20 protein-coding genes are annotated in these 24,253 nt (G+C 52.1%); 10 read left to right on the plus strand and 10 right to left on the minus strand.

Annotated elements, in window-relative coordinates:
- Positions 1 to 118: 118 nt before the first annotated feature.
- The 4 genes from lpdA to pdhR all read right to left on the minus strand — a co-directional run bounded on the left by lpdA (position 119) and on the right by pdhR (position 7,214).
- Positions 119 to 1,543: a dihydrolipoyl dehydrogenase gene (gene lpdA, locus SK39_RS07405; protein WP_003018686.1), complete on the minus strand. Its 1,425-nt coding sequence runs from the start codon at positions 1,541 to 1,543 to the stop codon at positions 119 to 121.
- A 175-nt stretch (positions 1,544 to 1,718) separates the two neighbouring features.
- Complete coding sequence (aceF, locus tag SK39_RS07410; RefSeq protein WP_032937553.1) at positions 1,719 to 3,608, minus strand: pyruvate dehydrogenase complex dihydrolipoyllysine-residue acetyltransferase; 1,890 nt, start codon at positions 3,606 to 3,608, stop codon at positions 1,719 to 1,721.
- 14 nt (positions 3,609 to 3,622) lie between these two features.
- On the minus strand, positions 3,623 to 6,286 hold the full coding sequence (gene aceE, locus SK39_RS07415; RefSeq protein ID WP_003845758.1) for a pyruvate dehydrogenase (acetyl-transferring), homodimeric type: 2,664 nt from the start codon (positions 6,284 to 6,286) through the stop codon (positions 3,623 to 3,625).
- Between the two features lie 163 nt (positions 6,287 to 6,449).
- On the minus strand, positions 6,450 to 7,214 hold the full coding sequence (gene pdhR, locus SK39_RS07420) for a pyruvate dehydrogenase complex transcriptional repressor PdhR (protein WP_003018699.1): 765 nt from the start codon (positions 7,212 to 7,214) through the stop codon (positions 6,450 to 6,452).
- Positions 7,215 to 7,778: 564 nt separating this feature from the next.
- On the opposite strand from pdhR, the gene aroP reads away from it, so the two are divergent.
- The 3 genes from aroP (at position 7,779) to SK39_RS07435 (ending at position 11,666) form a co-directional block, all read left to right on the plus strand.
- Positions 7,779 to 9,152, plus strand: coding sequence for an aromatic amino acid transporter AroP (gene aroP / locus SK39_RS07425; RefSeq protein WP_085951556.1), 1,374 nt, complete (start codon positions 7,779 to 7,781; stop codon positions 9,150 to 9,152).
- A gap of 157 nt (positions 9,153 to 9,309) precedes the next feature.
- Positions 9,310 to 10,716, plus strand: a complete 1,407-nt coding sequence (locus SK39_RS07430; RefSeq protein ID WP_003845756.1) for a glycoside-pentoside-hexuronide (GPH):cation symporter — start codon at positions 9,310 to 9,312, stop codon at positions 10,714 to 10,716.
- Positions 10,716 to 11,666 (plus strand): glycoside hydrolase family 43 protein, encoded by a 951-nt coding sequence (locus SK39_RS07435; RefSeq protein WP_032937551.1) that lies wholly within the window; start codon positions 10,716 to 10,718, stop codon positions 11,664 to 11,666. Before SK39_RS07430 ends, SK39_RS07435 begins: the two co-directional genes overlap by 1 nt.
- A 92-nt stretch (positions 11,667 to 11,758) precedes the next feature.
- Here the strand turns inward: SK39_RS07435 and ampE are convergent, their stop codons facing one another.
- Together ampE and ampD are read right to left on the minus strand one after the other, a co-directional pair.
- Positions 11,759 to 12,613: a beta-lactamase regulator AmpE gene (gene ampE, locus SK39_RS07440; protein ID WP_003018711.1), complete on the minus strand. Its 855-nt coding sequence runs from the start codon at positions 12,611 to 12,613 to the stop codon at positions 11,759 to 11,761.
- Positions 12,610 to 13,173 (minus strand): 1,6-anhydro-N-acetylmuramyl-L-alanine amidase AmpD, encoded by a 564-nt coding sequence (ampD, locus tag SK39_RS07445; RefSeq protein ID WP_003018719.1) that lies wholly within the window; start codon positions 13,171 to 13,173, stop codon positions 12,610 to 12,612. Before ampD ends, ampE begins: the two co-directional genes overlap by 4 nt.
- A gap of 87 nt (positions 13,174 to 13,260) precedes the next feature.
- Here ampD and nadC point away from each other — a divergent pair, with 87 nt between their 5' ends.
- The 4 genes from nadC to hofC all read left to right on the plus strand — a co-directional run bounded on the left by nadC (position 13,261) and on the right by hofC (position 17,419).
- Positions 13,261 to 14,154 carry a carboxylating nicotinate-nucleotide diphosphorylase gene (gene nadC / locus SK39_RS07450; RefSeq protein ID WP_003837454.1) on the plus strand — a complete coding sequence of 298 codons (894 nt, stop codon included), beginning with the start codon at positions 13,261 to 13,263 and terminating at the stop codon, positions 14,152 to 14,154.
- Between the two features lie 243 nt (positions 14,155 to 14,397).
- Positions 14,398 to 14,835 (plus strand): prepilin peptidase-dependent pilin, encoded by a 438-nt coding sequence (ppdD, locus tag SK39_RS07455; RefSeq protein ID WP_032937549.1) that lies wholly within the window; start codon positions 14,398 to 14,400, stop codon positions 14,833 to 14,835.
- Between the two features lie 9 nt (positions 14,836 to 14,844).
- Entirely contained in the window at positions 14,845 to 16,227 is a 1,383-nt protein-coding gene (gene gspE / locus SK39_RS07460) for a type II secretion system protein GspE (protein ID WP_032937547.1), read from the plus strand.
- The gene (gene hofC / locus SK39_RS07465; RefSeq protein WP_032937546.1) at positions 16,217 to 17,419 is read left to right on the plus strand and encodes a protein transport protein HofC; all 1,203 of its coding nucleotides are present in this window, start codon (positions 16,217 to 16,219) and stop codon (positions 17,417 to 17,419) included. Before gspE ends, hofC begins: the two co-directional genes overlap by 11 nt.
- Before the next feature lie 56 nt (positions 17,420 to 17,475).
- Here hofC and SK39_RS07470 read toward each other — a convergent pair whose 3' ends face one another.
- The gene (locus tag SK39_RS07470; protein WP_003018732.1) at positions 17,476 to 18,519 is read right to left on the minus strand and encodes a GMP reductase; all 1,044 of its coding nucleotides are present in this window, start codon (positions 18,517 to 18,519) and stop codon (positions 17,476 to 17,478) included.
- Between the two features lie 225 nt (positions 18,520 to 18,744).
- Between SK39_RS07470 and coaE the strand changes: the two genes are divergently transcribed.
- Genes coaE through yacG form a run of 3 tightly spaced genes read left to right on the plus strand, consistent with a single transcriptional unit; the run spans position 18,745 to position 20,312 of the window.
- Positions 18,745 to 19,365, plus strand: a complete 621-nt coding sequence (gene coaE / locus SK39_RS07475) for a dephospho-CoA kinase (protein WP_003837447.1) — start codon at positions 18,745 to 18,747, stop codon at positions 19,363 to 19,365.
- Positions 19,365 to 20,108, plus strand: coding sequence for a cell division protein ZapD (gene zapD, locus SK39_RS07480; protein ID WP_003837445.1), 744 nt, complete (start codon positions 19,365 to 19,367; stop codon positions 20,106 to 20,108). Before coaE ends, zapD begins: the two co-directional genes overlap by 1 nt.
- A 9-nt stretch (positions 20,109 to 20,117) precedes the next feature.
- Positions 20,118 to 20,312, plus strand: coding sequence for a DNA gyrase inhibitor YacG (yacG, locus tag SK39_RS07485; protein ID WP_003018740.1), 195 nt, complete (start codon positions 20,118 to 20,120; stop codon positions 20,310 to 20,312).
- 88 nt (positions 20,313 to 20,400) lie between these two features.
- Here the strand turns inward: yacG and mutT are convergent, their stop codons facing one another.
- Genes mutT through secM form a run of 3 tightly spaced genes read right to left on the minus strand, consistent with a single transcriptional unit; the run spans position 20,401 to position 24,119 of the window.
- Positions 20,401 to 20,790, minus strand: coding sequence for an 8-oxo-dGTP diphosphatase MutT (gene mutT, locus SK39_RS07490; protein WP_003837443.1), 390 nt, complete (start codon positions 20,788 to 20,790; stop codon positions 20,401 to 20,403).
- A gap of 56 nt (positions 20,791 to 20,846) precedes the next feature.
- Positions 20,847 to 23,552, minus strand: coding sequence for a preprotein translocase subunit SecA (gene secA, locus SK39_RS07495; protein WP_003018746.1), 2,706 nt, complete (start codon positions 23,550 to 23,552; stop codon positions 20,847 to 20,849).
- 60 nt (positions 23,553 to 23,612) lie between these two features.
- Entirely contained in the window at positions 23,613 to 24,119 is a 507-nt protein-coding gene (secM, locus tag SK39_RS07500) for a secA translation cis-regulator SecM (protein ID WP_003018748.1), read from the minus strand.
- Between the last annotated feature and the right edge of the window lie 134 nt (positions 24,120 to 24,253).

A 24,253-nucleotide genomic window follows, 5' to 3' on the forward strand; every position in this document is an offset into this window, starting at 1 on the left:
AAGTATCGGCAGTTGCGCAATTTTTTTTAGTGGAGATATCAATAAGATGACTACCAGAACTGGTAGCTTTCGGGAAAAAAAACGCCTCCGAAGAGGCGTTTTCACAAAAGCGGGAAGATTACTTTTTCTTCGCTTTCGGGTTCGGCAGGTCGGTGATGCTACCTTCGAACACTTCAGCTGCCAGACCAACGGACTCGTGCAGAGTCGGGTGAGCGTGGATGGTCAGCGCGATGTCTTCAGCGTCACAGCCCATTTCGATCGCCAGACCGATTTCACCCAGCAGCTCGCCGCCGTTGGTACCGACAATCGCACCACCGATCACACGGTGAGATTCTTTGTCGAAAATCAGTTTGGTCATACCGTCTGCGCAGTCAGAAGCGATAGCACGGCCAGAAGCAGCCCACGGGAAGGTGGCGGTTTCGTAGCTGATGCCTTTTTCTTTCGCTTCTTTCTCAGTCAGGCCAACCCATGCAACTTCTGGTTCAGTGTACGCGATGGATGGAATAACTTTCGGATCGAAGTAGTGTTTCTTACCGGCGATAACTTCGGCGGCAACGTGACCTTCGTGAACACCTTTGTGCGCCAGCATCGGCTGACCGACGATATCGCCGATAGCAAAGATGTGCGGCACGTTGGTGCGCAACTGTTTGTCAACGCGGATGAAGCCACGGTCATCAACTTCAACGCCAGCTTTGCCCGCGTCGAGGTTTTTACCGTTCGGTACACGACCGATAGCTACCAGCACAGCATCGTAACGCTGAGCTTCGGCAGGGGCTTTTTTGCCTTCCATGGAAACGTAGATACCGTCTTCTTTCGCTTCAACGGCGGTCACTTTGGTTTCCAGCATCAGGTTGAATTTCTTGCTGATGCGCTTGGTGAAGACTTTAACCACGTCTTTGTCGGCAGCTGGGATAACCTGGTCGAACATTTCAACCACGTCGATCTCTGAACCCAGTGCATGGTACACGGTACCCATTTCCAGGCCGATAATACCGCCGCCCATAACCAGCAGGCGCTTAGGAACAGTTTTCAGTTCCAGCGCGTCAGTGGAGTCCCACACGCGCGGATCTTCGTGCGGAATGAACGGCAGTTCGATCGGACGGGAACCCGCCGCGATGATCGCGTTGTCGAAGTTGATTACGGTTTTGCCGTTTTCGCCTTCAACTTCCAGGGTGTTCGCCCCGGTAAATTTACCCAGACCGTTAACCACTTTCACTTTACGGCCTTTGGCCATACCAGCCAGACCGCCAGTCAGTTGAGTGATAACTTTTTCTTTCCAGGTACGAATCTTGTCGATATCGGTTTTCGGCTCGCCAAAAACGATACCGTGTTCAGCCAGCGCTTTGGCTTCTTCGATAACTTTTGCTACGTGCAGCAGCGCTTTAGAAGGGATACAGCCGACGTTCAGACAAACACCACCGAGGGTGCTGTAACGTTCTACGATGACGGTCTCCAGACCTAAATCTGCGCAACGGAAGGCAGCAGAGTAACCTGCAGGGCCTGCCCCAAGTACCACGACCTGAGTTTTGATTTCAGTGCTCATCATGACCTCTTAATTTATACCCGTCGTCCACCGGGTCGTTCTATCCGCCCGTATTTTACAAAATTGTTAACAATTTTGAAACAACAAACGGCAACCGATTTGTCTTTCGCACAATAACCTCACTGACTTCATGAGATTACCAGAAAAAAGCCGGCCGTCGGGCCGGCTTTTTCGCTTACATCACCAGGCGGCGAATGTCAGACAGCATGTTGTTGATGATGGTGATAAAGCGCGCACCATCCGCACCGTCAATTACACGGTGGTCGAAGGAGAGCGAAATCGGCATCATCAGACGCGGCATAAACTCTTTACCGTTCCACACTGGCTCCATAGAGGACTTGGAGACACCGAGGATAGCCACTTCCGGCGCGTTCACAATCGGCGCGAAGTGGGTAGTACCCAGGCCACCGATGCTGGAGATGGTGAAGCAACCGCCCTGCATTTCGCCAGCAGTCAGCTTGCCATCACGTGCTTTCTTGGAGATCACGGTCAGTTCACGAGACAGCTCGGTAATGCTCTTCTTGTTCACGTCTTTGAAGACCGGAACAACCAGACCATTCGGAGTATCAACCGCTACACCGATGTTGATGTATTTCTTCAGGGTCAGGCGCTGACCGTCTTCAGACAGGGAGCTGTTGAAGCGCGGCATCTGTTCCAGAGCAGCGGCAACGGCTTTCATGATGAAGACTACTGGGGTGAATTTCACGTCCAGTTTACGTTTTTCAGCTTCGGCGTTCTGCTGTTTACGGAACGTTTCCAGATCGGTGATATCGGTCTTATCGAAGTGAGTAACGTGCGGGATCATCACCCAGTTACGGCTCAGGTTAGCACCAGAGATTTTCTGGATACGGCCCAGTTCCACTTCTTCGATTTCACCAAACTTGCTGAAGTCCACTTTCGGCCAAGGCAGCATGCCCGGGATACCGCCGCCTGCTGCTGCAGCCGGAGCCGCTTCAGCACGCTTGATAGCGTCTTTCACGTAAGCCTGAACGTCTTCACGCAGGATACGACCTTTACGGCCAGAACCTTTCACTTTCGCCAGGTTCACACCGAATTCGCGCGCCAGGCGACGAATCAGCGGTGTTGCATGAACGTAAGCGTCGTTTTCAGCAAACTCAGATTTGCCTTCCGCTTTCGCGGCCGGAGCTGCGGCTTGCGCAGGCGCTGGTGCTGCGGCCGGAACCGGAGCAGCTGCTTGTGCTGGAGCGGCTGCAGGTGCTGCGCCTTCGACTTCGAAGACCATAATCAGAGAACCGGTTTTAACTTTGTCGCCGGTGCTGATTTTGATTTCTTTCACGGTGCCCGCGAACGGTGCCGGAACTTCCATTGACGCTTTATCGCCTTCAACGGTGATCAGTGATTGCTCAGCGGCAATTTTATCGCCTACTTTAACCATCACTTCAGTGACTTCGACTTCGTCACCGCCGATATCCGGTACGTTAACTTCTTTCGAGCCGGAAGCAGCCGGAGCCGCCGCTGCTGCTGGAGCAGCCGCCTGAGCCGGTGCAGCAGCAGGCGCTGCGCCCGCTACTTCGAAGACCATAATCAGGGAACCGGTAGACACTTTGTCGCCAGTGTTGATTTTGATCTCTTTAACGGTACCTGCGAACGGTGCCGGAACTTCCATTGACGCTTTGTCACCTTCAACGGTGATCAGAGACTGTTCAGCCGCAACGGTGTCGCCCACTTTAACCATGATCTCGGTAACTTCAACTTCGTCGCCGCCGATGTCCGGTACGTGTACGTCTTTCGCCGCCGCAGCAGCAGGTGCTGCTGCCGGAGCCGCTTCTTTCTTCTCTTCTGCCGGAGCAGGTGCAGCTGCTGCTGCACCGTCGGCGGAATCGAAAATCATGATCAGTTTGCCGGTCTCAGTTTTATCGCCAACAGAGACTTTAATCTCTTTAACGATACCAGCCTGAGGAGACGGAACTTCCATAGAGGCTTTGTCGCCTTCTACGGTGATCAGCGACTGTTCAGCTTCAACTTTGTCGCCCACTTTGACCAGGATCTCGGTGATTTCAACTTCATCAGCCCCGATGTCCGGTACATTGATTTCGATAGCCATTATTCTTTTACCTCTTACGCCAGACGCGGGTTAACTTTATCTGCATCGATGTTGAATTTGGTGATTGCGTCTGCAACCACTTTCTTATCGATTTCGCCACGTTTAGCCAGTTCGCCCAGGGCCGCTACAACCACGTAGGAAGCATCAACTTCGAAGTGGTGACGCAGGTTTTCACGGCTGTCAGAGCGACCGAAACCGTCAGTACCCAGTACGCGATAATCATCAGCCGGTACATAAGTACGAACCTGTTCGGCAAACAGTTTCATATAGTCAGTAGATGCTACTGCCGGAGCGTCGTTCATCACCTGAGCGATGTACGGAACGCGCGGAGTTTCCATCGGGTGCAGCATGTTCCAGCGCTCACAATCCTGGCCATCACGCGCCAGTTCAGTGAAGGAGGTTACGCTGTAAACGTCAGAACCTACACCGTAGTCGTTCGCCAGGATCTGTGCTGCTTCACGGACGTGACGCAGGATAGAACCGGAGCCCAGCAGCTGAACTTTACCTTTCTTACCTTCGAGGGTTTCGAGTTTGTAGATACCTTTACGGATACCTTCCTCGGCACCTGCTGGCATTGCCGGCATGTGGTAGTTTTCGTTCAGCGTGGTGATGTAGTAGTAAACGTTCTCTTGTTTCTCACCGTACATACGCTCCAGACCATCGTGCATGATGACCGCAACTTCGTACGCGTAAGACGGATCGTAAGAGATACAGTTCGGGATAGTCAGAGACTGAATATGGCTGTGACCATCTTCGTGCTGCAGACCTTCACCGTTCAGCGTCGTACGACCGGAAGTACCACCAATCAGGAAGCCACGAGCCTGTTGGTCGCCTGCCTGCCAGCACAGGTCACCGATACGCTGGAACCCGAACATGGAGTAGTAGATGTAGAACGGAATCATCGGCAGATCGTTGGTGCTGTAAGAGGTCGCAGCAGCCAGCCAGGATGCGCCAGCACCCAGTTCGTTGATACCTTCCTGCAGGATCTGACCTTTCTCGTCTTCTTTATAGTAAGCAACCTGCTCACGGTCCTGCGGGGTGTACTGCTGACCGTTCGGGCTGTAGATACCGATCTGACGGAACAGACCTTCCATACCGAAAGTACGTGCTTCATCAGCGATGATCGGAACCAGACGATCTTTGATCGACTTGTTCTTCAGCATCACGTTCAGGGCACGAACGAAAGCGATAGTGGTGGAGATTTCTTTGTTCTGCTCTTCCAGCAGCGCACCGAAGTCTTCCAGAGCCGGCAGTTCCAGCTTCTCGGTGAAGTTCGGCTGACGAGCTGGCAGGTAGCCATGCAGTTTCTGACGCTGAGCGTGCAGATAAGTGTGCTCTTCAGAACCTTCCGGGAAGGTGATGTAAGACAGGTTTTCAACCTGCTCATCGGTCACAGGAACGTTGAAACGGTCGCGGATATAACGCACGCCGTCCATGTTCATTTTCTTAACCTGGTGAGCGATGTTTTTACCTTCAGCGGTGTCACCCATGCCGTAACCTTTAATGGTATGGGCCAGGATTACAGTTGCTCTGCCTTTAGTTTCCTGCGCTTTTTTCAGTGCAGCGTAAACTTTCTTCGGATCGTGACCACCGCGGTTCAGAGACCAAATCTGCTCATCAGTCCAGTCAGCAACCAGTGCTGCGGTTTCCGGGTATTTACCGAAGAAGTGCTCACGTACGTATGCACCATCTTTGGATTTGAAGGTCTGGTAGTCGCCGTCAACGGTTTCGTTCATCAGCTGGATCAGTTTACCGCTGGTGTCTTTACGCAGCAGCTCATCCCAACGACCGCCCCACATGACTTTGATAACGTTCCAGCCAGCGCCCGCGAAGATGCCTTCCAGTTCGTTAACAATCTTGCCGTTACCGGTTACCGGGCCGTCAAGACGCTGCAGGTTACAGTTGATCACAAAGACCAGGTTGTCCAGTTTTTCACGGGTCGCGATGGTGATCGCACCTTTTGATTCTGGCTCATCCATCTCGCCGTCGCCCAGGAAGGCGTAAACGGTTTGTTTAGAGGTATCTTTCAGACCACGGTGTTCCAGATATTTCAGGAATTTAGCCTGGTAGATAGCACCGATTGGGCCCAGACCCATAGATACGGTCGGGAACTGCCAGAATTCTGGCATCAGTTTCGGGTGCGGGTAGGAAGACAGGCCTTTGCCATGTACTTCCTGACGGAAGTTGTTCATCTGCTCTTCAGTCAGACGACCTTCCAGGAATGCGCGTGCGTAGATGCCCGGAGAGATGTGGCCCTGGAAGTACACCAGATCGCCGCCATCTTGCTCGTTGCGTGCACGGAAGAAGTGGTTGAAGCAAACATCATATACCGTTGCGGAGGACTGGAAGGATGCCATGTGGCCACCCAGCTCAAGGTCCTTTTTAGACGCGCGCAGTACGGTCATGATGGCGTTCCAACGGATAGCAGAACGAATACGACGTTCCAGCTCCAGATTGCCCGGGTATTCCGGTTCATCTTCAACGGCAATAGTGTTTACATAATTGCTGGCCCCTGCACCTGCCGCTACTTTCACGCCGCCTTTGCGGGCTTCTGAAAGCAGTTGGTCGATCAGATACTGAGCACGCTCAACACCTTCTTCACGGATGACCGATTCGATCGCCTGTAGCCAGTCGCGAGTTTCGATCGGATCCACGTCATTTGGGAAACGTTCTGACATGGGGGTATTCCTTATCTATCTAATACGTTGAGTTATCTGGAACCTGTCCCATTACGTTCTCGCCAGAGAGCGTAATAAGACAGGTTCTGCGTTTAGTTGCCGCGCACTTTATATGGCGCTTGATTTACAACATCTTCTGGTTAACGTTCTGCCAGAAAAATCACTAATTCTTTCGTTGCTCCAGACGGCGTAAGGCGCGTTCACGACGGCTTTCCTCACGGCTTCTGTCCAGCAGAATCTCTTCGATAAACGCCAGGTGACGGTGGGACGCTTCACGCGCCTCTTCCGGCTTCCCGGCAATAATTGCTTCAAAAATACGGGTACGGTGACTGCTAACCAGTGGCAGCATTTCACGACGCGCATACAGCAATTCGAAGTTTTGCCGAACGTTCTGGGCCAGCATCGGCTCCATACACCTTAGCAAATGGAGCAGCACCACATTATGTGCCGCTTCGGTGACAGCAATTTGATACTGGAGTACTGCATCAGATTCACCGTCAAGATCGCCGGACTGTTGAGCAAGCTCGATCGCATGGTGGAGTTCACGGATACGCGTTTTGTCTTCATCCGTGCTGCGCAGTGCAGCGTAATAAGCTGCAATACCTTCCAGCGCATGGCGCGTCTCAAGCAGGTCAAACTGGGATTCAGGATGGTCGGAGAGCAGCTCTACCAGTGGGTCGCTAAAGCTCTGCCACAGGCTGCTCTGAACAAAAGTGCCACCGCCCTGACGACGAAGCAGTAACCCCTTCGCTTCAAGGCGTTGGATCGCCTCGCGTAAGGAGGGGCGGGAGACGTCGAACTGTTTTGCCAGCTCGCGTTCCGGTGGGAGTTTTTCTCCGGGGCGAAGTGTCCCCTCAAGAATTAAAAACTCCAGCTGCTGCTCAATCACATCGGAGAGTTTTGGTTGGCGGATTTTGCTGTAGGCCATGATTTCCTGTCTTAAGCCATTTGCCCGGAGTCAATTGGTCTTACCAATTTCATGTTCTTGACGCTAAAGTAACAAAGTATTCACCTTCTGTCCATACAGGTTTTGATTGAAATCAGTAAAGGAGGCATATTTTAACAACATTACAGAAATAACGTTTCAAACATGTAACTATGCACAAATGTTAAATTTACCCACCTCGAGGTAGTTTTAACGGAATTGAAACGAAAAATTATCTCATCTGAACCGATTCACCTGCTTATTTATCGATACTTAAATCACTATTAATGAATAGAAATTCAAAATGGAAATTTTGTGGTAGATAAACTCGCATTTACAAATGGTTTCTTTTTATTCAACTCTTCATCTTCCCCGCATAAAGCAGGTGCATTCGCGCTCGCATATCATTATTCTGATCAAGACAAAAGTATTAAGGCAACATTTTATCAAAAGCATCTGTAAACAAATTAATACAACAAACGGAATTGCAAACTTACACACGCATTGCTGCGTAGTTCAAAAAATAAGTACTCGAAATATGAAGAGTAAAACCACACACGAGGTTTCATGATGGAAAGTCAACAGCATGGCGATCAGCTCAAGCGCGGTCTTAAGAACCGCCATATACAGCTAATCGCGCTGGGTGGCGCGATTGGTACCGGGTTATTCCTCGGTAGCGCATCCGTTATCCAGTCTGCAGGACCGGGTATTATTCTGGGTTACGCTATTGCCGGCTTTATCGCCTTTTTGATTATGCGTCAGTTAGGTGAAATGGTGGTTGAAGAGCCGGTAGCAGGCTCCTTTAGCCACTTTGCTTATAAATACTGGGGCAGTTTCGCAGGTTTCGCCTCTGGCTGGAACTACTGGGTACTGTACGTGCTGGTTGCCATGGCTGAGCTGACTGCAGTCGGTAAATATATCCAGTTCTGGTACCCGGAGATCCCAACCTGGGCCTCTGCTGCAGCCTTCTTCGTGATTATCAACGCCATTAACCTGACCAACGTGAAAGTGTTTGGTGAGATGGAGTTCTGGTTCGCCATTATTAAAGTCATTGCTGTCGTCGCGATGATCATCTTCGGCGGCTGGCTGCTGTTCAGCGGCAACGGCGGGCCGCAGGCCAGCGTCAGCAACTTGTGGAACCAGGGGGGCTTCCTGCCGCATGGCTTCACCGGTCTGGTGATGATGATGGCGATTATCATGTTCTCTTTCGGCGGACTGGAGCTGGTTGGGATCACCGCAGCAGAAGCGGATAACCCGGAACAAAGCATTCCCAAAGCAACCAACCAGGTTATCTACCGTATCCTGATTTTCTATGTGGGTTCGCTGGCGGTTCTGCTTTCCCTGATGCCGTGGACGCGCGTTACGGCTGATACCAGCCCGTTTGTCCTTATTTTCCACGAGCTGGGCGACACGTTTGTTGCTAATGCCCTGAACATCGTGGTGCTGACTGCTGCCCTTTCTGTCTATAACAGCTGTGTGTACTGCAACAGCCGTATGCTGTTCGGTCTGGCACAGCAGGGCAATGCGCCGAAAGCGCTGATGAACGTCGACAAACGCGGCGTGCCGGTGAACACCATTCTGGTTTCCGCACTGGTGACGGCTCTGTGCGTGCTGATCAACTACCTGGCGCCAGAATCTGCCTTTGGCCTGTTGATGGCGCTGGTAGTTTCCGCACTGGTGATCAACTGGGCAATGATTAGCCTTGCGCACATGAAGTTCCGCAAAGCCAAACAGCAGCAGGGCGTTACCACCCGCTTCCCGGCGCTGCTCTATCCGCTGGGTAACTGGGTGTGCCTGATTTTCATGGCTGCAGTACTGGTGATTATGCTGATGACGCCGGGCATGGCGATCTCGGTGTACTTAATCCCGGTATGGATTGCTATTCTTGGCATTGGTTACCTGTTCAAACAGAAAACGGCCGGCACGGTTAAAGCACATTAATTTTTCCTCCCCCACCTGCGCCAGGTGGGGGTTGTTACCTGCCTCACACTTTCCCACTCACGACTGTTTAGTCCATATCAGCGGCGTTATCCTGCAACGCAAAAACACCGGTACCAGACAATAATTCTCTCCATATCTCATTCATGGAGTGCAGTTGATGGAAACCAGTAAGCTCACGGTGAAAGAAAAGATTGGCTATGGAATGGGCGACGCCGGATGCAACATCATCTTTGGCGCCATCATGTTGTTTGTTAACTATTTTTACACAGACATTTTTGGACTCGCGCCTGCACTGGTCGGCGTGTTACTGCTCTCAGTACGCGTTATCGATGCCGTTACCGACCCTATAATGGGCGCAATGGCCGACCGCACCCGCAGCAAATATGGTCGATTTCGTCCATGGCTTTTGTGGATGGCTTTCCCGTACGCATTATTCAGCGTACTGATGTTTACCACCCCTGAGTGGACATATAACAGCAAAGTTATCTATGCCTTTGTTACCTATTTCCTGCTCTCAATTACCTATACGGCGATCAATATCCCCTATTGCTCTCTCGGCAGCGTCATCACCAACGATCCGCAAGAACGCGTCGCCTGCCAGTCATATCGCTTTGTATTGGTAGGAATTGCAACTCTGCTGCTCTCCCTTACCCTGCTCCCCATGGCCGACTGGTTCGGCGGGGAAGACAAAGCCAAAGGGTATCAAATGGCGATGGCGGTACTGGCCTTCATCGGCATGTGTATGTTCCTGTTTTGCTTTGCAACCGTCCGTGAACGTGTACGCCCTGCTGTCCAGACCAATGACGATTTAAAAGCCGATCTGAAAGACGTATGGAAGAACGATCAGTGGGTAAAAATCCTGCTGTTAACCCTGTGCAACGTCTGTCCGGGTTTTATTCGCATGGCTGCCACCATGTACTACGTGACCTGGGTTATGCAGCAGAGTACACAATTTGCGACGTTGTTTATCAGCCTTGGCGTTGTAGGCATGATGATCGGCAGCATGTTGGCGAAGGTGTTAACCGATCGCTGGTGCAAACTGAAAGTGTTCTTCTGGACCAATATCATCCTGGCGATTTTCTCCGCCGCGTTTTACTTCTTCGATCCGAAAGCCACCATGATGATTATGGTGCTCTACTTCCTGCTCAACATCCTGCATCAGATCCCATCCCCGCTGCACTGGTCGCTGATGGCGGATGTCGATGACTACGGCGAGTGGAAAACCGGTAAACGTATCACCGGAATCAGCTTCTCCGGCAACCTGTTCTTCCTGAAACTGGGCCTGGCGATTGCCGGAGCGATGGTTGGCTTCCTGCTCTCCTGGTACGGCTACGACGCTGGGGCGAAAACGCAAAGCGACTCCGCCATTAACGGTATTATGCTGCTGTTTACCATCATACCGGGCGCAGGCTACCTGATTACTGCTGGCGTGGTTCGTCTGCTGAAAGTTGACCGCGAGTTTATGCAGCAAATCCAGACAGATTTAGAAAAGCGCCGCGCCAACTACCGTGAACTGAATGAATACCACGATATAAAAACGACTGAAACCGTAAGGAAAGCCTAATGAATCAGTGGCCAAATCCCTTTATTGAACAGCGTGCCGATCCGTTTATCTTACGTGACGGTAGCCACTACTATTTCATTGCTTCAGTACCTGAATATGACCGGCTGGAGATACGCCGGGCCGACTCGCTGGAAGGGTTGCGCACCGCCGCCCCGGTTATCATCTGGCGCAAGCCAGAAAGCGGCCCCATGAGCCAACTCATCTGGGCGCCCGAAATCCATCATCTGGCAGGCAAGTGGTACATCTATTTTGCCGCCACCCACACACAGTCGCTCGACAAGCTGGGGATGTTCCAGCATCGCATGTTTGCGCTCGAATGTGCCGACGCCGATCCGCTGACCGGAAAGTGGACGGAGAAAGGTCAGATTAAAACGCAGTTTGATACCTTTGCGCTCGATGCCACCACCTTTAACCATCAGGGAAAACAGTGGTATCTATGGGCGCAGAAATCGCCCGATATCGCCGGAAACTCCAATATCTATCTCGCAGAACTGGAAAATCCATGGACGATTAAAGGCGAGCCGGTCATGCTAAGCCATCCTGAATATGACTGGGAATGCCGGGGTTTTTGGGTCAACGAAGGTCCTGCCGTCATGGTTCACGGCGACAAGTTGTTTATCAGCTATTCCGCCAGCGCTACCGATGAGAACTACTGTATGGGATTATTGTGGATTGACTTAGACGCAGATCCGCTCAACCAGCAGAACTGGCACAAATCACCGCGCCCGGTCTTTACCACCAGCTATGAAAACCGCCAGTTTGGGCCGGGACACAACAGCTTTACGCAAACGCCAGAAGGTGAAGATGTGCTGGTGTATCACGCGAGAAATTACACCGAAATCGAGGGCGATCCGCTGTACGACCCAAACCGCCACACTCGTCTGAAGCTCGTGCGTTGGGACGAAAACGGCATGCCAGATTTTGGCATCCCGCCTGCTGATACGAACTAAACCGTTGCACTGCCCGGTGGCGCTAACGCTTACCGGGCCTACACGTTTTTCCATTGTAGGCCGGATAAGCGTTAGCGCCATCCGGCACAACGCTATACTAATGCCCCATAAATGGTCAGCAACGCAATAATCACCACCACCACAAATGAGGTCTTCTTCGCCATCGAAACAGCCGCTTTTGGCGTTTCGACTTTATCGGTATGAGGTTCGCGCGCCAGCGAGAACTGCGCCAGACGCGTAAGCACCTGATATTGCGAAGTATGCAGATCAGCAAGCGACGCAAACCAGGCTGGCAACGCCTTCTCGCCGTGTCCCAGCAGCGCATAGACCACGCCCGCCAGACGCACCGGGATCCAGTCCAGCACATGCAGGATCGCATCAATACCCGATTGCAGACGCTGGTGCGGTGTCTGATAGCGCGCCAGCCAGGACTGCCAGGCACGTAAAAAGGCATAACCAACCAGCGTCACAGGTCCCCACGGGCCACCGACAATCAGCCAGAATAACGGCGCCAGGTAAAAGCGAAAGTTGTTCCATAACAGCGCGTTCTGCAGTTCACGCAGGAACTCACGCTCGTCACAGTCCGGCGGAACACCATGGATAAGCGTCAGCTCGCTGGCCATCGCCTCACGAGCGTGAGCGTCATCGCGAGCGGCCGCGTTCAGGTAAGCGTGATAGTGAAGGCGCGCCTTGCCTGCGCCGATGCACAGCAAGCCAATTAAGATCCACGCCACCAGCAACGGAACGTTAAACAGCAGCCCATGAAGTGCGCGCAGTAGCAGAAACGTCACTCCCATCGCAATAAGAGTCATGCCTACCGTACGCATCATCGAGAAATGCTTAATCCGGCGGAAAAAAGCTTCAACCCGGTGATCAAGCTGCCAGTGCTCACCCAGCTTAAACAGGCGTTCAACAATCAACACCAGTAATGTTGTAAACAGCGTCATGTCATCTCCTTGTGCGACGAGGGGGTGACCAGGGCGCGAAACCTTGCCCAGTCAAATGAGGGCCCGGGATCGGTCTTACGCTCGGGCGCAATATTGCAATGTCCTGTCATATTGTTAGCAATAGCCGGATAACGCGTAATCAGGGCATTGGTCACGGCTGCCAGTTGCTGGTACTGCGCGTCGGTATAGGCCAGCGTATCCGTCCCTTCCAGCTCAATACCAATTGAGAAATCATTACAGCGTTCACGGCCCTGATAGCTCGAGACACCGGCATGCCAGGCGCGTTTATCAAAGGGGACATACTGCACGATTTCACCATCACGGCGAATTAAACAATGGGCCGAAACGCGCAAGTGGGCGATTCCGGCAAAATAAGGATGGGCGTTGGGATCAATCGTGCCAGTGAACAGCGCGTCTATCCACGGGCCGCCAAACTCGCCGGGCGGCAGGCTGATATTATGCACCACCAGCAGAGAAGGGTTTTCGTCATCCGGGCGGCAATCGTAATGCGGAGAGGGAACGCGTCGCGCCTCTGCCAGCCAGCCCTCGTCTAACAACATGCAGAATCTCCTTATTGGTGGTGCTCATATCAGGTTCAGGGTAGCATGTTTCCACCTTATGATTCGTTAGCAATTTGGAGTTTTATCATGCCGCCTCGCCGCTATAACCCTGACTACCGACGTGACGCGCTGTTGGAACGCATAAATCTCGATATCCCTGCCGCTGTCGCTCAGGCGCTGCGTGAAGATTTAGGCGGAGAAGTTGATGCCAATAACGATATCACCGCACAGCTTTTACCCGAAGACATGCGCTCCCACGCTACCGTAATTACCCGCGAAGATGGCGTTTTTTGTGGGAAACGTTGGGTGGAAGAGGTCTTTATTCAACTGGCTGGCGATGATGTAAACATCACCTGGCATGTCGAAGATGGCGACAGCATTAAGGCTAATCAGCCACTGTTTGAACTGGACGGCCCTTCCCGCGTGTTACTGACCGGTGAACGTACCGCGCTTAATTTTGTGCAGACGCTTTCAGGTGTAGCAAGCGAGGTGCGTAAATACGTCGACCTGTTAGCTGGGACCAAGACCCAACTGCTGGATACGCGTAAAACCCTGCCAGGACTGCGTACCGCGCTAAAATACGCCGTATTGTGCGGCGGCGGCGCGAATCATCGTTTGGGGCTGTCCGACGCTTTCCTGATTAAAGAAAACCACATTATTGCTTCCGGCTCGGTACGTCAGGCCGTAGAAAAAGCATTCTGGTTGCACCCGGATGTGCCGGTTGAAGTCGAAGTAGAAAGCCTGGATGAGCTGGACGACGCGCTGAAAGCCGGGGCCGACATCATCATGCTCGATAACTTCGAAACCGACCAAATGCGCGAAGCGGTAAAACGCACCAACGGCCAGGCGCGTCTGGAAGTCTCGGGCAATGTCACCCATGAAACGCTGCGCGAATTTGCCGAAACCGGCGTGGATTTCATCTCTGTTGGCGCGCTGACCAAACATGTTCGCGCTCTCGATCTCTCCATGCGTTTTCGCTAATTGCTGATTGTATTGCCCGATGATGCTTCGCTTATCGGGCCTCCTACACAGGTTTATTCTGTAAGCCGGATACGGCATTTACGCCGCCATCCGGCAGTTTCTTCGAGCCTCTTAGCAAATACATTGTCTGATTCTGTAATTTCGTAAAAGTCCTCGGAATCCGCCTTCCCATTCTGTTTTTTGTCTCTCGCCGTCCTCCCGTCGGTTTGCCAAAGTAGCGCCAGCAAACTCAAGGAGTAAACAATGAACAAGCAACGAGGCTTTACGCTTATCGAACTCATGGTGGTGATTGGCATTATTGCCATTCTTAGCGCCATCGGTATTCCGGCATATCAAAACTATCTGCGCAAGGCCGCGCTGACAGACATGCTGCAAACCTTTGTCCCCTATCGCACAGCGGTTGAGCTCTGTGCACTGGAGCATGGAGGAACAGATACCTGCGATGCCGGAACGAATGGTATTCCCACTCCAACAACTACCCGTTACGTCTCAGCCATGAGCATTGAAAAAGGCGTTGTCAGCCTTAGTGGGCAGGAAAGCCTGAACGGGTTAAGCATCACCATGATGCCGGCTTGGGACAATGCCAACGGCATTACCGGCTGGAACCGTAACTGCATCATCCAGAACGACAGCGCATTGCAGCAGGCCTGTGAAGATGTTTTCCGCTTCGATACCCACTAAGGAACAGAGATGAATACCACCCAGCTTACAGCGCTATGCCAACGTTATCAGGGAATATTACTGGATGCAGACAATGAAGTGGTACATATCGCCGTCGTAGACGCCCCATCACACGAACTGCTGGATGCACTGCATTTTGCCACCACCCGGCGCATCGACATTGTCTGCTGGACACGTCAGCAAATGGAAGGCCACACGCATACACCGCAGAAAATGCTCCCGGCAGTAGTCACAAAAAGCAGCGCCAGCGCAGCAGACTTGCTGAATCAGACGTTTCATTCCGCTCTGGAGAAACGGGCTTCTGATATTCATTTTGAGCCAGCGGAAAATCACTATCGGATCAGATTACGTGTGGATGGAGTACTCCACGCGTTACCGGAAATCACGACCGAGATGGGCATTGCCATCACCGCGAGGTTAAAAGTATTAGGCAGTCTGGATATTGCCGAGCATCGGCTTCCACAAGACGGACAATTTACCGTTGAGATTTCAGGAGAACCTATCTCGTTTCGCATCGCCACCCTGCCCTGTCGCTACGGCGAAAAAGTCGTGTTGAGGCTACTTCATCAGGTCGAGCAGTCACTGGAGATCGCCGCACTGGGAATGCAAGACGCGCAACTGGCCGCATTTTCGCAAGCCTTGCAGCAGCCTCAGGGGCTGATTCTGGTTACCGGGCCTACCGGAAGCGGTAAAACGGTCACACTGTACAGTGCGCTGCAAACCCGAAACACGCCAGATGTTAATCTCTGTAGCGTAGAAGATCCGGTAGAGATCCCGATCACAGGCATCAACCAGACGCAAATTCACCCACGCGCCGGTTTGACTTTTCAGGGAGTCTTACGTGCTCTGTTGCGCCAGGATCCCGACATTATCATGGTGGGTGAAATCCGCGATGGAGAAACAGCAGAAATAGCCCTTAAAGCCGCACAAACCGGTCATCTGGTTCTTTCTACGCTGCATACCAATTCCACCAGTGAAACGCTGGTGCGTCTGCAACAAATGGGGGTTGCACGCTGGATGATCGCCTCCGCGCTGACGCTCGTCATTGCACAGCGATTGGTCAGAAAGTTGTGCCCCCATTGCCGACAACGTCAGAGTACGCCTATAACACTCCCGAAAGCTGTCTGGCCTACACCACTACCGAATTGGCAGGCCCCTGGCTGCAAACATTGTTATCACGGATTTTATGGCCGTACGGCATTGTTTGAAGTACTCCCTGTTACACCGGCATTACGTCAGAGTATTGCCAGTGACACCCCCGTAGACGGAGTGGAACCTGATGCTCAGCTATCAGGGAGAACGCTTTTCGAGAATGGCTGTCAGGCCGTCGAGCAAGGATTAACGACATTTGAAGAGCTGATTCGTGTACTGGGCGTGCCTCATGTCCGCTAAACAGCTTTGGCGCTGGCAAGGCATTAACAACAAAGGTAAATCGCTGGAAGGTACACTATGGGCCGATACGCGACCGTCATTAATGCTGGCTCTTGAGAAACAACAGATTACGCCGCTACGCATTAAACGTATGCGTGTCAAAACCTCGCACTGGAGCCGTACAAGAAGTGCCGAAACCATACACCAGTTGGCGACATTGCTAAAAGCAGGGTTAACGCTCTCAACAGGGCTAGCTCTGCTTGCTGAACAGCATCCCAGCAGTCAATGGCAGGCGCTACTGCGTACGCTGGCTTACGATATGGAACAGGGCATTACCCTCTCCACCTCGCTATCACAATGGCAACACGTTTTTCCGCCCCTTTACCAAGCAATGATCCGCACCGGAGAGCTTACGGGTAAGCTGGACGACTGCTGTTTTGAACTCGCCTACCAGCAAAAGAAACAACAGCAACTTGCTGATAAAGTTAAAAAAGCCCTGCGCTATCCGATTATCATCATCACAATGGCGGTGTTGGTCGTATTTGCGATGTTGCAGTTTGTACTCCCTGAGTTTGCCGCCATCTACCAGACATTCAACACCCCGCTACCGGCCCTCACTCAGTGGATTATTACCATCGCACACTATAGCAGCCAATGGGGATGGCTGGCGGTAGCACTTGGCCTGGTAGCGGTTGCGGCACATCATTTGATAAATCAGAAACCGTACTGGCTCGTTCTGCGCCAGAAATTGCTGCTCAGCCTCCCGGTCATAGGGCCGATGGTGAGAGGGCAAAAGCTCACGCAGATCTTCACCGTTCTGGCGTTAACGCAAAATGCGGGCATTCCCTTTTTGCAGGGTCTTGAGAGCGTTACCGAAACGCTGGCTAACCCTTTCTGGTCGCAACGTTTAGCGCTGGTTCAGCACGACATTAGCGCCGGAAAGCCGGTCTGGTTAGCGCTTAAAAATAGCGGTGAATTCAGCCCATTGTGCATACAGCTGGTCCGAACTGGTGAAGCTTCCGGCTCGCTGGATGCAATGCTGCGCAATCTCGCGCATCACCATGGCGAGAAAACCCTGGCTCAAGCTGAGAATTTGGCTGCATTACTTGAGCCTGCGTTGCTGGTCATCACGGGGCTTATCATCGGTACGCTGGTTGTCGCGATGTATTTACCGATTTTCCATTTGGGAGATGCGATGAGCGGAGTGGGATAAATTCAAATGCCGGATGGCGACGTAACGCCATCCGGCATTTCACAGAACGACCTGTTTTACAGGCTATTGAATACGCGGTTCTCTTGTTCCTGTACACGAATAAACGTTGTACGTTTGGTCAGCTCTTTCAGACGGGATGCGCCTACATAGGTGCAAGCAGAACGCAAACCGCCGAGAATATCGCGAGCGGTATTATCAACCGGGCCGCGCAGTGGCAGCTTGACGGTTTTACCTTCTGCAGCGCGGTACTGTGCAACACCACCAACGTGACGCGTCATGGCAGATTCTGAGCTCATACCGTAGAACAGCATGAATTTCTCACCGTTTTCTTCAACAATTTTGCCGCCGCTTTCTTCGTGACCGGCCAACATACCGCCGAGCATAACGAAGTCTGCGCCGCCGCCAAACGCTTTTGCAACGTCACCCGGCATTGTGCAACCGCCGTCGCTGACAATCATGCCGCCCAGACCGTGGGCTGCATCCGCACATTCAATAACCGCAGAAAGCTGTGGATAGCCAACGCCGGTTTTTACACGTGTGGTGCATACAGAACCCGGGCCTATGCCTACTTTGACAATATCAGCACCGGAGAGCACCAGCTCTTCACACATTTCACCGGTGACTACATTGCCCGCACAAATCGTTTTTGTCGGCCATGCTTCACGCGCTTTCGACACAAACTGAACAAAATGCTCTGAGTAGCCATTTGCCACATCAATGCAGATAAAATTCAGCGCTGGGTTGAGCGCCAAAATCTGTTTGGTTTTTTCGAAATCTGCGTCAGACGTGCCGGTTGAAACCATTACGTGTTTGAGTACATCGGCAGAAGTCTCTGCGATGAAGGCGGCCCAGTCTTCAACAGAATAGTGTTTGTGCACAGCGGTCAGGATGTCGAAGGATGCCAGCGCCGTTGCCATGGCAAACGTCCCGACAGTGTCCATGTTCGCGGCAATAATAGGTACGCCGGACCAGGTCTGACCTGAATGCTTAAAGGTAAATTGACGTTCCAGCTCAACATCGGAACGGCTTTTGAGAGTAGAACGCTTAGGGCGGATAAGAACGTCTTTGAAACCTAACTTCAGATCTTCTTCGATACGCATGTGCGGATTCCTGGGGTTAATGGCGAAAAATCGAAACTCACAACTCCAGTGACGCTATCATACGCACTAATCAATGCCGCGCAAGACTGCGAAATTCTCTTTTTTTACGCTACAATCCCATAAATTTACCTGGCGAATAGTAGGTTAATCCTGCAACAGCCTCGCCTTCGCACGCTTAACTTTTAACTGTTTGATAATCAAACTTAAACTCCAGGATCGGCATCTATGAGGTATACGGTAGCCTTAACCGGCGGCATTGGCAGTGGTAAAAGCACCGTTGCAAATGCGTTCGCTGACCTCGGAATAAACATCATTGATGCAGATATTATTGCGCGCCAGGTGGTTGAACCCGGCACACCTGCTCTTAAGGCAATCGAAGAACATTTTGGTTCCGAGGTTATCGCCGCAGACGGATCGTTGCAGCGGCGCATTTTACGCGAACGCATTTTTTCCGCCCCAGAGGAGAAAAGCTGGCTGAATGCCCTGCTCCATCCGCTTATTCAGCAGGAAACGCAGCGCCAGTTTCAGCAAGCGACCTCACCTTACCTGTTATGGGTTGTCCCTTTGCTGGTGGAAAATTCGCTGTATAAAAAAGCCGACCGCGTACTCGTGGTGGATGTCACGCCCGAAACCCAGCTCAGACGCACCATGCAGCGTGATGACGTCACACGTGAGCATGTTGAACAAATTCTTGCTGCCCAGGCAACGCGTGAAGCGCGGCTGGCCGTGGCAGACGATGTTATTGATAATAATGGCGCACCGGAAGCCATCGCCTCGGATGTCGCCCGCCTGCACGCGCTCTATTTGCAATGCGCGTCGCAGTTTGTCTCACAGGAAAAACCGTAATGCACACCCAGGTCCTTTTTGAACACCCTCTCAATGAGAAGATGCGTACATGGCTGCGCATTGAGTTTTTAATCCAACAGCTCTCTGTTAATTTACCCATTGCTGACCATGCCGGCGCTCTGCATTTTTTCCGCAATATCGGAGATTTACTGGATGTATTTGAACGCGGCGAAGTCCGTACCGAACTCCTCAAAGAACTGGAGCGACAGCAGCGTAAACTCCAGGCCTGGGTCGAAGTTCCCGGCGTCGATCAAAGCAGAATCGACTCTTTGCGCCAGCAGTTAAAAAGTGCAGGCAGCATTCTGATTTCTGCCCCGCGTATTGGACAGACGCTGCGCGAAGATCGTCTGATTGGTCTCGTACGTCAACGTTTAAGTATTCCTGGCGGGTGCTGCAGTTTCGATCTGCCGACTCTGCATATCTGGTTACACCTGGCGCAATCGTATCGTGACGCGCAGGTTGAAACCTGGCTTGCCAGCCTGAATCCGCTCAATCAAGCGCTGTCGCTGGTGCTGGATTTAATTCGCAACTCAGCGCCGTTTCGTAAGCAAACCAGCCTGAATGGTTTTTATCAGGACAACGGCGAAGATGCAGATCTGCTGCGCTTGCAGCTGCCGCTAGATTCGCAGCTTTATCCGCAAATTTCTGGTCATAAGAGCCGTTTTGCCATCCGCTTTATGCCGCTGGATAGCGAGAATGGTCAGGTGCCTGAGCGCCTCGATTTTGAACTGGCGTGCTGTTAAGGAGTCAACATGTCTGAACAAACCATCGTCAACTGCCCAACCTGCGGCAAGCCTGTAGTATGGGCTGAAGTCAGTCCGTTTCGCCCATTCTGCAGCAAGCGCTGCCAGTTAATCGATCTGGGAGAGTGGGCTGCAGAAGAGAAACGCATCCCAAGCTCAGGCGATCTGTCGGAAAGCGACGACTGGAGTGAGGAGCAGAAGTAATTCTGCTAATAAGTAGGGCGGGCAAGCGTAGCACCCCCGCCATAATTTGCCGGATGGCGGTGTTGCCTTATCCGGCCTACGAACACCATTATCCAGTAATCAGCTTTTCAATGACCGGTGCATTCGCCGGCGGGAAATCTTCCGCATTCAGAGCATATTGCGCAATCCACTGCGCCGGTTGCCCCTCTTTTCCCCACGGCTCGCCTTCCCAGCTTTCAACCAGCCAGAACCACAGAGTGATATGCCTGTCCGGAAACTGATACTCCAACTTTTCGAACAATGAACTTTGAGTCGGCGTGATCCCTACTTCTTCCTGTAGCTCGCGAATCAGCGCCTGCTCCGGCGTTTCGCCCGCTTCAATTTTCCCGCCGGGAAACTCCAGCTTATTGGCCATGTGGGCATCAGCCGCACGCTGGGTGATAAAAATTTCATTGTGCTGATTACGAATAATCCCGACGGCGATCTGCAATATTTTCATTTTCATCGTCCATAAAAAAGGCGCAGAAGTCTGCGCCTTTTCAATAAGTTATTTTCTTAGCTCAGACGGCCATGACACTGTTTGTATTTCTTGCCGGAACCGCAAGGACACGGATCGTTACGACCCACTTTACGATCGCCGGTTTGTGCCGCCAGCTCTTCTGCCGCAGCAGAATCATCACCTTTATGGCTCAACTGCTGCATCTGCGCTAAACGCTCAGCTTCTTCGCGACGCTGCTGCTCCATCGCTTCTACTTCTTCAGGCATACGCACCTGAACTTTGCTCAGAGTGCTGATCACTTCGTACTTCAGTGATTCCAGCATTGATGCAAACATAGAGAAGGATTCACGCTTGTATTCCTGCTTCGGATCTTTTTGCGCGTAACCACGCAGGTGGATACCCTGACGCAGGTAATCCATCGCAGCCAGGTGCTCTTTCCACAAAGAGTCGAGCGTTTGCAGCATCACGCCTTTTTCGAAGTGACGCATCATCTCCGCGCCCACAACTTCTTCTTTGCGCTGATAAACTTCTACTGCGTTTGCCAGAATACGTTCGCGCAGCGTTTCTTCGTGCAGCTCAGGTTCTTTATCCAGCCACTCTGAAATCGGCATATCCAGATCGAAGTCGTTTTTCAGACGTTCCTGCAGACCCGGAATATCCCACATTTCTTCCAGAGACTGCGGCGGAATATAGGCATCAATCGTCGCTTTGAATACGTCTTCGCGAATGCTGTTAATGGTTTCGCTAACGTCAGTTACGTCCAGCAGTTCGTTACGCTGGGTGTAGATAGCACGACGCTGGTCGTTGGCAACATCATCATATTCCAGCAACTGCTTACGAATATCGAAGTTGCGGCTTTCCACTTTACGCTGCGCGTTAGCAATTGCTTTGGTCACCCATGGGTGTTCAATGGCTTCACCAGGCTTCATACCCAGTTTACGCATCATGCCGGACACGCGGTCAGAGGCAAAAATACGCATCAGCGCATCTTCCATCGACAAATAGAAACGAGAAGAACCCGCATCCCCCTGACGACCAGAACGACCACGCAGCTGGTTATCGATACGACGAGATTCGTGACGCTCAGTACCGATAATATGCAAACCACCAGCAGCTAATACCGCGTCATGGCGAACCTGCCACTCGGCTTTGATCTGCGCGATTTGTTCCGGAGTTGGGTTTTCCAGCTCGGCAACTTCTGCCTGCCAGCTACCGCCCAGCACGATATCGGTACCACGACCCGCCATGTTAGTAGCGATTGTCACGGCAGACGGGTAACCCGCCTGTGCGACGATATCCGCTTCGCTGGCATGGAACTTGGCGTTGAGGACGTTATGTTTGATGCCTGCCTTGGTCAGCTCGTTAGAGACCACTTCAGATTTTTCAATGGAGATAGTACCCACCAGCACCGGCTGGCCATTTGCGGTACGCTCTTTAATATCTTCAATGATCGCCTGAATTTTTTCCGCTTCGGTCATGTACACCAGATCCGGTAAATCCTTACGGATCATCGGACGGTTAGTTGGTACAACTACAGTATCCAGCTTGTAGATGGAGCTAAATTCAAAGGCTTCGGTATCTGCTGTACCGGTCATACCGGCCAGTTTTTCGTACAAACGGAAGTAGTTCTGGAAGGTAATAGATGCCAGCGTCTGGTTCTCGTTCTGGATCTCTACGCCTTCTTTAGCTTCAACAGCCTGGTGCAGACCATCAGACCAGCGACGCCCCTGCATGGTACGGCCGGTGTGTTCATCAACGATGATAACTTCGCCGTCTTTCACGATGTAGTCAACATCGCGGGTAAACAGCACGTGCGCACGCAGTGCGGCAGTCACGTGGTGCATCAGCATAATGTTGCCTGGAGAGTACAGAGACTCGCCCTCATCCATAATGCCTTCGTTAACCAACAACTCTTCAATCAGTACCAGACCACGTTCGGTCAGGTTAACCTGGCGCGCTTTCTCATCAACAGAGAAGTGGCCTTCCCCCTGGAACGTGTCGGAATCTTCCTTCTCCTGACGGATCAGGTGTGGGATAATTTTGTTCACTTTTTTATACATTTCCGAGCTGTCTTCAGCCGGGCCGGAAATGATCAGCGGCGTACGCGCTTCATCGATCAGGATGGAGTCAACTTCATCGACCAGCGCATAGTGCAGTTTACGTTGAACACGCTCTTCCGGACTAAACGCCATGTTGTCGCGCAGGTAGTCAAAGCCGTATTCGTTGTTGGTACCGTAAGTAATATCGGCGTTGTAGGCTTCACGCTTGGCTGGCGCTGGCAGGCCAGACATGTTGATACCAACGGTCATGCCGAGGAATTCAAACAGCGGGCGGTTATTTTCGGCATCACGCTGAGCCAGGTAGTCGTTCACGGTAACTACGTGTACGCCCTTCCCGCTTAATGCGTTCAGGTAGGCTGGCAGTGTCGCGGTCAGGGTTTTACCTTCACCAGTACGCATTTCCGCGATGCAGCGATCGTTAAGCACCATACCACCCAACAGCTGAACATCGAAGTGGCGCATACCGAACACGCGTTTACTCGCTTCACGCACCACTGCGAACGCTTCCGGGATCAGGCTCTCAACGCTGGCACCTTTTTCCAGACGGGCGCGGAATTCAGCGGTCTTTGCTTTCAGTTCATCATCGGAGAGTTTTTCCATCTCCGGTTCCATTGCGTTGATGACATTGACCACTTTACGCATACGACGCAGCGTACGCTCGTTACGGCTACCGAATACTTTGGTTAATAATTTGATTAGCATAATAAAATCTCAAACGCCCCGCGATGCGGAGTCAAAAATTATAAGTTGGAAGGTTCTTTTTTAGCTGAGGCGTTGAGGACCAGCGCGGATACCCTGCAGCTGGCTGATCCAGACCGGAACGCTAAACGCGGCCTGAGAAGTAAAGTGGGCGTATGTCACGCGACTTACTGTCGCGGGCGGAGTGCCTTCTTGCGTCAGCATCGCGCTGAGCGTATTCAGTAACGCAAGATGGTGCGCCTGGATTGGCAACGGCTCTTCGGCAACAGGCAACGCCTGAGGCGCCATGGCAAAAGAAAGATGGCGGATAACCGTACGAATGGCATGTTGATGCCAGTAATCGACGGTAAAATTTGGGCGGCGATTAGTCGCTTCCAGCAAAGCAAGCTGGCTAAAGTTAACTTTAGCGGATTGATCGTGATTGCTGGCGGTCGCCTTCGCGGGGGTATTGGGTTCAGCAGCATTACCGAGCGCGGGCAGGCCAAAACTCGCCGCGACCATCCCCAACAGGAGATGCGGCCAGAAGTACCGTCTGCCTAACTGTCGCCAACGCGTCAGTATTCCACTCACGTTTTTGCCACCTGATATACCCTGCGTTTGGGGTTACGAATGCAAAACATTTTTTTTGCGCACGAATCTTATCATTAAAGCGTACGCTCCACAGCAGTAATGACAACCGGCCATGGGTAAATATGCTCAAGAAA

This window comes from Citrobacter sp. BIDMC107 (genome assembly GCF_001037575.1).
GTDB lineage: Bacteria > Pseudomonadota > Gammaproteobacteria > Enterobacterales > Enterobacteriaceae > Citrobacter > Citrobacter freundii.

What these genes read in the sequence shown, in the direction of transcription:
- ampE (WP_003018711.1), bottom strand. Translation starts at nt 12,613, where the DNA reads ATGACGCTGTTTACAACATTACTGGTGTTGATTGTTGAACGCCTGTTT.
- aceF (WP_032937553.1), bottom strand. Translation starts at nt 3,608, where the DNA reads ATGGCTATCGAAATCAATGTACCGGACATCGGGGCTGATGAAGTTGAA.
- pdhR (WP_003018699.1), bottom strand. Translation starts at nt 7,214, where the DNA reads ATGGCCTACAGCAAAATCCGCCAACCAAAACTCTCCGATGTGATTGAG.
- secA (WP_003018746.1), bottom strand. Translation starts at nt 23,552, where the DNA reads ATGCTAATCAAATTATTAACCAAAGTATTCGGTAGCCGTAACGAGCGT.
- aroP (WP_085951556.1), top strand. Translation starts at nt 7,779, where the DNA reads ATGATGGAAAGTCAACAGCATGGCGATCAGCTCAAGCGCGGTCTTAAG.
- ampD (WP_003018719.1), bottom strand. Translation starts at nt 13,173, where the DNA reads ATGTTGTTAGACGAGGGCTGGCTGGCAGAGGCGCGACGCGTTCCCTCT.
- aceE (WP_003845758.1), bottom strand. Translation starts at nt 6,286, where the DNA reads ATGTCAGAACGTTTCCCAAATGACGTGGATCCGATCGAAACTCGCGAC.
- coaE (WP_003837447.1), top strand. Translation starts at nt 18,745, where the DNA reads ATGAGGTATACGGTAGCCTTAACCGGCGGCATTGGCAGTGGTAAAAGC.
- lpdA (WP_003018686.1), bottom strand. Translation starts at nt 1,543, where the DNA reads ATGAGCACTGAAATCAAAACTCAGGTCGTGGTACTTGGGGCAGGCCCT.
- SK39_RS07430 (WP_003845756.1), top strand. Translation starts at nt 9,310, where the DNA reads ATGGAAACCAGTAAGCTCACGGTGAAAGAAAAGATTGGCTATGGAATG.
- mutT (WP_003837443.1), bottom strand. Translation starts at nt 20,790, where the DNA reads ATGAAAATATTGCAGATCGCCGTCGGGATTATTCGTAATCAGCACAAT.
- zapD (WP_003837445.1), top strand. Translation starts at nt 19,365, where the DNA reads ATGCACACCCAGGTCCTTTTTGAACACCCTCTCAATGAGAAGATGCGT.
- ppdD (WP_032937549.1), top strand. Translation starts at nt 14,398, where the DNA reads ATGAACAAGCAACGAGGCTTTACGCTTATCGAACTCATGGTGGTGATT.
- SK39_RS07435 (WP_032937551.1), top strand. Translation starts at nt 10,716, where the DNA reads ATGAATCAGTGGCCAAATCCCTTTATTGAACAGCGTGCCGATCCGTTT.
- nadC (WP_003837454.1), top strand. Translation starts at nt 13,261, where the DNA reads ATGCCGCCTCGCCGCTATAACCCTGACTACCGACGTGACGCGCTGTTG.
- yacG (WP_003018740.1), top strand. Translation starts at nt 20,118, where the DNA reads ATGTCTGAACAAACCATCGTCAACTGCCCAACCTGCGGCAAGCCTGTA.
- gspE (WP_032937547.1), top strand. Translation starts at nt 14,845, where the DNA reads ATGAATACCACCCAGCTTACAGCGCTATGCCAACGTTATCAGGGAATA.
- hofC (WP_032937546.1), top strand. Translation starts at nt 16,217, where the DNA reads ATGTCCGCTAAACAGCTTTGGCGCTGGCAAGGCATTAACAACAAAGGT.
- SK39_RS07470 (WP_003018732.1), bottom strand. Translation starts at nt 18,519, where the DNA reads ATGCGTATCGAAGAAGATCTGAAGTTAGGTTTCAAAGACGTTCTTATC.